The sequence below is a fragment of the Bradyrhizobium sp. genome, from assembly GCF_049691595.1.
In the GTDB taxonomy this organism is placed as follows: Bacteria; Pseudomonadota; Alphaproteobacteria; order Rhizobiales; family Xanthobacteraceae; genus Bradyrhizobium.
The window spans coordinates 1-7674 of sequence record NZ_JBAVNZ010000041.1; the positions used below are offsets into that span (position 1 = coordinate 1).

9 protein-coding genes and 1 pseudogene are annotated in these 7674 nt (G+C 63.1%); 5 read left to right on the forward strand and 5 right to left on the reverse strand.

The window, feature by feature from the left end; all coding sequences use genetic code 11:
• Positions 1-96 precede the first annotated feature (96 nt).
• Positions 97-843: a thermonuclease family protein gene (locus tag WCE35_RS01750; protein ID WP_424591620.1), complete on the reverse strand. Its 747-nt coding sequence runs from the start codon at positions 841-843 to the stop codon at positions 97-99.
• Between the two features lie 102 nt (positions 844-945).
• On the opposite strand from WCE35_RS01750, the gene WCE35_RS01755 reads away from it, so the two are divergent.
• Genes WCE35_RS01755 through WCE35_RS01765 form a run of 3 tightly spaced genes read left to right on the forward strand, consistent with a single transcriptional unit; the run spans position 946 to position 3335 of the window.
• Complete coding sequence (locus WCE35_RS01755) at positions 946-1632, forward strand: DUF962 domain-containing protein (RefSeq protein ID WP_424591621.1); 687 nt, start codon at positions 946-948, stop codon at positions 1630-1632.
• Entirely contained in the window at positions 1629-2681 is a 1053-nt protein-coding gene (locus tag WCE35_RS01760) for an NAD-dependent epimerase/dehydratase family protein (RefSeq protein WP_424591622.1), read from the forward strand. The genes WCE35_RS01755 and WCE35_RS01760 overlap by 4 nt, the downstream gene beginning before the upstream one ends.
• A gap of 27 nt (positions 2682-2708) precedes the next feature.
• On the forward strand, positions 2709-3335 hold the full coding sequence (locus tag WCE35_RS01765; protein WP_424591623.1) for a methyltransferase family protein: 627 nt from the start codon (positions 2709-2711) through the stop codon (positions 3333-3335).
• A gap of 40 nt (positions 3336-3375) precedes the next feature.
• Here WCE35_RS01765 and WCE35_RS01770 read toward each other — a convergent pair whose 3' ends face one another.
• Positions 3376-4401, reverse strand: coding sequence for a LysM peptidoglycan-binding domain-containing protein (locus WCE35_RS01770; protein ID WP_424591624.1), 1026 nt, complete (start codon positions 4399-4401; stop codon positions 3376-3378).
• Positions 4402-4531: 130 nt separating this feature from the next.
• Positions 4532-5275 carry a hypothetical protein gene (locus WCE35_RS01775; RefSeq protein ID WP_424591625.1) on the reverse strand — a complete coding sequence of 248 codons (744 nt, stop codon included), beginning with the start codon at positions 5273-5275 and terminating at the stop codon, positions 4532-4534.
• Positions 5276-5531: 256 nt separating this feature from the next.
• On the opposite strand from WCE35_RS01775, the gene WCE35_RS01780 reads away from it, so the two are divergent.
• The gene (locus WCE35_RS01780; RefSeq protein WP_424591626.1) at positions 5532-5966 is read left to right on the forward strand and encodes a VOC family protein; all 435 of its coding nucleotides are present in this window, start codon (positions 5532-5534) and stop codon (positions 5964-5966) included.
• 95 nt (positions 5967-6061) lie between these two features.
• Here the strand turns inward: WCE35_RS01780 and WCE35_RS01785 are convergent, their stop codons facing one another.
• Positions 6062-6634, reverse strand: coding sequence for a Fic/DOC family protein (locus WCE35_RS01785; protein ID WP_424591627.1), 573 nt, complete (start codon positions 6632-6634; stop codon positions 6062-6064).
• A 12-nt stretch (positions 6635-6646) separates the two neighbouring features.
• Positions 6647-6850 carry a hypothetical protein gene (locus WCE35_RS01790; RefSeq protein WP_424591628.1) on the reverse strand — a complete coding sequence of 68 codons (204 nt, stop codon included), beginning with the start codon at positions 6848-6850 and terminating at the stop codon, positions 6647-6649.
• 334 nt (positions 6851-7184) lie between these two features.
• Here WCE35_RS01790 and WCE35_RS01795 point away from each other — a divergent pair.
• Positions 7185-7674: pseudogene (locus WCE35_RS01795) on the forward strand (ABC transporter substrate-binding protein); the annotation flags it as partial.

Sequence of the window (7674 nt, forward strand, 5' to 3'; positions counted from 1 at the left end):
CAATAAGGCTGCCGCCGCCCGAAGGCTGCGGCCTGTCTTTCCCTCACGCCGTCCCATACGCACCGTCACGTCAGCTACTCGTGGTTGTCGAACGAGCTAATTCCCGCCAAGCACTTCAATTTGCCCCACCCGGAGCACCTCGATCCTGGGCCCACCGCGCCCCTCGATCACGCCGCGAATACGAATCCGTCGATTCTCGAGGGACTTAGGCGAAAGCCCGGCCGCCTCGATCGTCGGCATTATGCGCCTTGAAATAGTCGCGGCAAAGTCCCGCGTCCAGTTCCGGCCGAAATTCAGGTAGGTCGTTGCCCCGGCCTGCCGGACCGACAAAACCTTGCCCTCAACTACCCCGAATCGCCCGATCCCAGACAAAATGTCGCCTGAACTTTCCGCGTTTTTTATGGCCGTGGGATCGGCCCAGGCCCCCCGTTTGGCCTGCCGGGCTTCGGCCTCGGCCGCCGTCAGGATCGCCGCGCAGTCCCTTTGGGCGACATCGGTCGAAACCAGCGCTGCCCCCTGCCTCAGCAATTCGCTTTGGACGGGATTGTCGGCGCCGGTCAGAAACGCCAAAGCGGACTGACGGCCGTAGCGATCGGGCGTGTCGTCCTCGCCATGCAAACTCACCTGGCGCCCGGTAACCATCGCCGCCAGTGCCGCTGCGCCTTTGGCCTGGTCCGCCGGCTCGATGCCGGCGAGGCGGAATTCGCGGCCATCCTCGAGGCGAAAACTGCGGGCGTCAATCACGGCGGCAACGCGGCCTTCGCCCTGCGGCGGGAGGGAGCATCCCGCTGCGATCGCCGGATCGAGCGCGGCAACCGGCATCAGGCCGCAGATCGAGACCATCGCGACAAATTCGCTCAAACCTGCCGCCGCTATACGGGTCCGTGTCATGATGCCACTCCATTTTCCGCACCGGATCTGAACGGAACCAACACTCCCTTTGACTTGGGCTTCGTCCCACGTTTAACTAACATCGCGCGTCGGCGGTGGACTAGTGGCGAAGTTGGAGCACCGGATTTTGGTTGCAATCGGCTCGGCGGCGTATCCGCGGGCGTCAGCGAGCGTACCGTGAACGGCTATTTTCGGCGCCAGCTTGCAGATTATGTCGAATACCATCGCGATTGGTGGAATGGCGTGATGCACATTTTTGGCATCATATCGCTGTTTTTGGCCGCGGTTCTTCCGCTCAGCGCCTGGCCGGTCCCGGTGTTTGGCGCCCCGACCACCGCGGCGACCGTGGCGGTCTTGCCGGTTCTGGTCTACTGGTTGCTGCTCGATGCGGCGCTGGGGACCGGGATACTTGTCGCGGCTGTGTTATTGCTTTCAGTCGCGGCGATGATCGTAAGTCATGTGCCTGTTGCCGGCGTGTGGTCGATCACCGCGGCGTTGATTGTCATCGGCGTCATCTTCCAGGTGGTCGGGCACCGGATATTCGAACGCCGGCAGCCGGCGCTAAGGGACAATCCCAGTCACCTGCTGCTCGGACCGATGTTTGTGATGGCAAAATTGTTCATTGCACTTGGCTTCAGGCAAGATCTGGCCGTCATTTTCCAGGCACGTCCGCGGCAAGCGCGGCGCGGTCCTTCGCTTGATCCCGGGAAACGTCAAAGCGAATCGCACTCACAATCATGACACGGGTGCTCGTCACTGGCGGCAGCGGCTTCATCGGGAAGCACCTGGTCTCGGCGCTCGTAGCGCGAAAGCGACAGGTGCGGGTTCTCGACCTCCGGGCTCCGACCCATGCGCTGCCCGGCGTGCAGAGCATCGCAGGTTCGGTGCTCGATCCGGACCTGCTGGATGATGCCCTCGATGGCGTCGATGAGGTTTATCACCTCGCCGGTTTGCCCGGCATGTGGCTGCCGCGGAAAGCGGACTTTCATGCCGTCAATTACCGCGGCACGGAGGTGGTGATGGCGGCCGCGCGCAGGCGCGGCATCGCACGGTTCCTGCACTGCTCGACGGAATCCATTCTTTTCCACGGCTCGCCGTCAGCCTGCGCTTTCGCCGATGATACGCTGCTGTCAGCCGACGACATGCCGGGTCCCTATACCCGCTCGAAAATGCTGGCGGATCAACTCGCCCTGCAGGCCGCGGCATCCGGCTTTCCGGTGATCGTCGGCTGCCCGACGATGCCAATCGGGCCCGATGACCACAATCTCACGCCACCGACGGCCATGCTTCGGCACTTTCTCGGCAAGCGGTTCCAATTGTATCTTGATTTCGTCGTGAACCTCGTCGACGTGCGCGATGCCGCGGCAGGCCTGATCCTGGCCATGGAACGCGGAAAGGCTGGGCATCGATACATTCTCGGTGGCCAGAGCATCCAGCTGAAAAGGGTTCTTCAGCTCATGGCGGAGATCAGTGGCTGCCGTGGCACGCCTGTTCCAGTTCCCGCGCCGATCGCGAAAGGGGCGGCGGCGATGATGGAGCTGATCGCCGATCATGTGACGCACCGACCTCCTTCCGGCACGGCGGAAGGCGTTCGCATCGCACTGCGCGCGCGCGCGCTATCGATCGAAAAAGCGCAGCGTGAGCTCGGCTATGCGCCTCGGCCCGTCGAGCCCGCGTTGCGGGAGACCATTGCCTGCCTGCTTGGCGCCGGAGAAAGTCGACCCCAACAAAGCCTGTCGGCGAGCCCGCATAGCCGGCCCTTGCACCCCGATCGCCGGTATGGCGTTTGACGCGATTGCGGAATATTGTCCCGCAGCATGCCGAATGATCCCGCTCAATTGTTCGCTTTGGTCTGGAGTGGCTGGACGGCCACCTGGCCGACCCAGCTGCTGGCGGTCATCTGGATCGTATGGCTCGCCAGCTGGGTTGTGGCGTCCTTTTGGTCCGGTCGAACCCAAAAGCAGGTGATGACCAGGGACGCGCGGACCTATCGCATTCCTATTTTCGCCGGAGCCATTCTTTTCACGCCATGGATCGCGCAGGTCCTGGGAGAGCAGCCGCTCTGGCGGTTTGGCAATCTCGGCATCTACCTGCTGGCGGGCCTGACCCTGGCGGGAATTTCGTTCACCTGGTGGGCTCGAATTCATCTCGGGCGCTTCTGGTCGAATGCGATCACGCGCAAGGAAGATCACCGGGTGGTCGACACCGGCCCGTACGGGCTCGTGCGTCACCCGATCTATACCGGGCTGATCGCGGGCATGCTCGCCACGGGTATTGCGGTCGGAACGGTGACCGCGATGTTGGGCGCGGTGCTGATCTCGCTCGGCATGTGGCAGAAGGCCCGCCTGGAAGAGGGGTTTCTGATGGCGGAGCTGGGCGCGGAGGCCTACGGACGCTACCGCCGGCGCGTTCCGATGCTGGTGCCGTTCCTGCCCGGCGGGTAGAGCCTTTTCGGTTCCGATCGAAACGAAACCGGAATCCGGGTTACGGTCCTGACGCGCGACCCCGGCGCGAGCCGCTGCCCGCTTCGCTGGAAGAGGCTCTCGCGCCGTAGCGGCGGGCTGCGGGTGGCGGCTGCGCGGGGATCGTGGTGGCGGGCATCAGATGGCGCGGAATGTTGATGATCTGGCCGGCGGTCAGCGCTGCACTGTCAGGCATCTGATTGATCTGGGTGAGCGACCACAGCGGCACGCGGTGAAGCGTCGCAAGCTTCTGCAACGTGTCGCCGGAACGCGCAACCAGCGCCTTGCCGCTGTCCCACAGCTCGACCGGAGTGTTGGGGGGAACGACATAACGCAGGGCTACCGCCTTGCCCTCGGCCTTCGCGGGCGTCGCCGCTAGTCTCAGGATCGCGGTAACCAGCTGTTCGTGGATCGAATCCATCTTCTCGATATTGATGTGCGTGACTTCCTCTTGCCTGGCGAGGTCGAAGCTTGCGTAGTGGCCTTGATAGCCTTGCCGCGCCGCCACGTCGCCGCCGCCCAATACGCCGTCCGAGAGGAAAATGTTGATATAGCGCTCGACATTGAGCGGCACTTCCGGGCTCGCGTGAGCCGGATCGATCGTGACCACGAGGCTGACCGGGATGTCTTCGTCGCGGAACATTTCCGCGAATTTCAGGGCACAAAGCCCGCCCATCGAGTGGCCGATCAGGCTGACCGGCGCCGGATCGTCGCGGTAGTCACGAACGGCCTGCGCGGCAACAAGCCGGCAAATCGTGAACTCGTAGACATCCGCCCTGATGCCGGCATGTCCGAGCTTTTCGGTCAGACGATCCATCCCGCGCGAAAAGATCGGACCGAGCGCGCCACGGAACAGATAGACGCGCCCTCGCGGCGGGGTGGCGACCTCCAGGGACGGTGCTGCGACAGCTGCGCCGGTTCGAGCCGCGGCATCGCCCGACGCCGCGATGGGCTGCGCCAGCGCCTGGTCCAGACTTGCCGACGAGATGCAGGCGAAAAACATCGCACCGGCCACGGCGGCTGCAACCTGCATTGGATGGACGACCATGCGCTTTCCGCCTGCCGCTTCGAGGTACGAGCACGCCCGACCGTATCGCCAGCGGGGAGTCATCCCGCTCCACGCGACGCCTTATTGCGGAAGAATAGGCGGATTTTGCGGCGCGCGACCGATCGGGAGCCTAATTGCGCGCGGTCGCGTCACCTGCCGCAACGGCCCCCTGTTTCGCCACGCTTGCTTCCGGCTGAAGCCCTTGCGCCGCTTGCTTCGACCCGCCGAACACCACGGAATCGATCGCGCTGATGACCTTCCGATGCATGATTTCGCTCTTGTCGATCGTGAGGTGCCCCATGCCGATTTTCCCGACGTCGACATTCTCCAGCGTTCCCTTGAGTTGCCCGGTCCTGGCCACGGGTTCGCCGTTGCCATTGGCAACATAGAAGTTGATATAGCGCCCCACGCGTCCCGACAGGCTGGTGCGAAAGACCGAATCGAGGCCGATCGCCAACTTGACGGGGGCGCCAAGTTGATCCAGACGCGCCACCATATCGGGCAGCGCGGTCGCGCCGGAGGAATGCCCGACCAGAATGATGGTCCTGGCCCGCCCGCTCCTGTATTCCGCCGCGGCCTCGTCCGCCAGCGATGACCAGGACAGGTAGTTGGCGACCGTGACCGGAATACCCTGCCGCCGCAGCTTGGCCGCCAGATCATCCAGCCCCAGCGAGAAAATGTTGAGCACGCCGCGGAGAAGATAAACGTGGGCGCTCGACGCTGCCGATGTCGGCGCCGCCGCATTCGCCACGCCGACGCCGATCGAGGGCGCCAGCAGCAGCGCGATCGCCGCCGCCAGTATCAGGCGCAACCGCGGCCTTGGCCGGGCGGAAAGCCGGCCGATAAATCCCCTGTAGCAACCATATGGCCTCATTGGCCCCCCACGAAGGCATATCCGGATGTTGCACTGCCCGAAAGTAGTCTTCGCATGCGCAAGCCTGCAACGGCGGCGATAGCGCGAACCTGTTTTATCCACGCCGCGTGTCTCTGTTGCAACACCGCCGGGAAAGGCCAACGATATCATGAACCCGCGCCAAAGGGCGGAATACCGGGGGGTGTGGCGATTTTCGCAGGATATTTCCCTTGCCAATCACGTGCCGTCCAACCATCGCTCGTGATGCGAAGCTTTCTTGACGACGAAGGGGCAGACGATGGAAGTCAACGGCATCGCGCATGTGTTTCTGACCGCATCGAATTTCGAGCGTTCGCGCGAATTCTATTCCAGGCTGCTGCCGTATCTCGGCATGAAACCGGTGATCGATTCGGACGCGGTGTACTACTGTGTCGGCGGCCGCACCGCGGTTGCGATCCGCGCGCCATCGCCCGAGCACGCCGGCGCTGCGTTCGAGCAAAATCGCGTCGGCCTGCATCATCTGTGCTTCCGCGCCCGCGAGCGCGCCGATATCGACGCGTTGCACGGCTTCCTGTGCTCGATCGGGACCACCATCGTTCACGCACCGCGCGAGGATCAGTGGGCGCCGGGATATTACTCGCTGCTGTTCGAGGATCCCGACGGCATCAGGCTCGAACTGAACCACGTTCCCGGCAAGGGGCTGTTGGGGTGATTGAGCGCCTATGTTTGGTGCGGCCTTCTGCTAAAGGGCCGACAGGATTCCTCTTATGCCTACCCGGTCTGAAAGCCTCGATGTGACTTTTTCGTTCAGGCGATAAGGCCCCTGATCGCGCGGGCCAGTTTCTTCTCGTCGCCCTCGAAGCTCTCGATCATGGCGCCGAGCATCACGTCGGGATCGAACTTTTCGAGGTCGAGCGGATGGCCAGCGTTGTCGGCCAGCATGGCAAAGAAGGTCAGCTGGGTACGGCCGTTACCTTCGCGGAACGCGTGAATCACGTTCAGCTCGGACAGGAAATGCGCCGCCCGAGTTGAGAAATCATCAGGCTCAAGGTCTTTAAAAAAGCTATCCGCCTTCAACTCCGCGAACAGTTTCGTCGCCTGGGCCCCGATATGCTCGGGATAGCAGAACGGATTGCCCTGCTTCGACATGCGCACCGTGCGGGGCTTGCCTGCCCAGATGTAGACATCCTGAAACAGGTGGCGATGGACTGCGCAGTAATGCGTGAAGTCAAACTCACCTTCGGGCAGAGGCTCGCCCGATCGCGCGCTGGAGATCTCGGCTTCGTAAGCTTCCAGTTCGTCCTGATCGCGCAGATCGAGCTTGTTTACGAGAACTGTCGAATTCTCGTAGGTGTACGGATCATCGATCGCGTCATACATGCGCTTAGGCGCTCAGACCTTACGATAAGCGCGCACAATGGTTCGGCGAAATTCCTCGGCCGACAATCCCTTGCGCTCCGCGTCCGCCGCCCGCTTTTTCATGGTTGGCGTCAGCCGGATACCCTCAACGGCGCTGATCTTGCCGAAGCTGTCGCGGCCAATGATAAAGCCGCCCGTTTTCTTGGTCTTCGCACCTGGTCGCTTCGCTTTCGGCATGCTCAGAACATAGCATATTCCGATCCGGTTCGCACTACCCCGCCTATCGGAGTGTTGCGGGTCCGCAACGCATCGCCTGACCTTCGGCGGTGGCGTTCTTGCGGCCTCTCTGTTCAACGTCGCGACGCAGCCGCTCGGTGGGAGGACGACGATCGCAGCATTAAAGGCTCCGCTCTACCGGGACCCATTCCGCTTTGCGGAAAATGCACGCATTGAAAGCGACCGCACGATGACCACATCCGGCTCCCGGCTTGCCGCTATGCGTGCCATGCGGCATGATCGCGCCAACGGAAAAAAGCCGCGGGCCAGGCGGCACCTCGACAGGGAGGCCTTCATGAAACGGTTATTGACGGGCGTTGTCGCCGGCGTGCTGGCGGTGTCGGCCACCGCGGCGCTGGCGCAGGGCAAGCCACCGCTGAAACTCGGCGGCATCCTCGACATGTCCGGGCTCTACGCCGACATCACCGGGCCGGGCAGCGAGATGGCCGCCAGGATGGCGGTGGAGGATTTCGGCGGCGAGGTGCTGGGCCGCAGAATCGAGATCGTCGCGGCCGACCATCTCAACAAGGCCGATCTCGCCGCCAACATCGCCCGCGACATGTTCGACAATCAGGGGGTTGAAATGCTGTTCGACGTCGCGGCTTCGGCAACGGCGCTGGCCGCACTCGAGGTGTCGAAGGCGCGGGGGCAAGATCAACATGTTCAACGGCCCGGGTTCGATCCGCCTCTCCAACGAAGCCTGCGGTCACTACACCGTGCACTACGTGTTCGACACCTTTGCGCAGGCCAACGTCACCGGTTTCGCGGCCGTCAAAGCCGGCCTC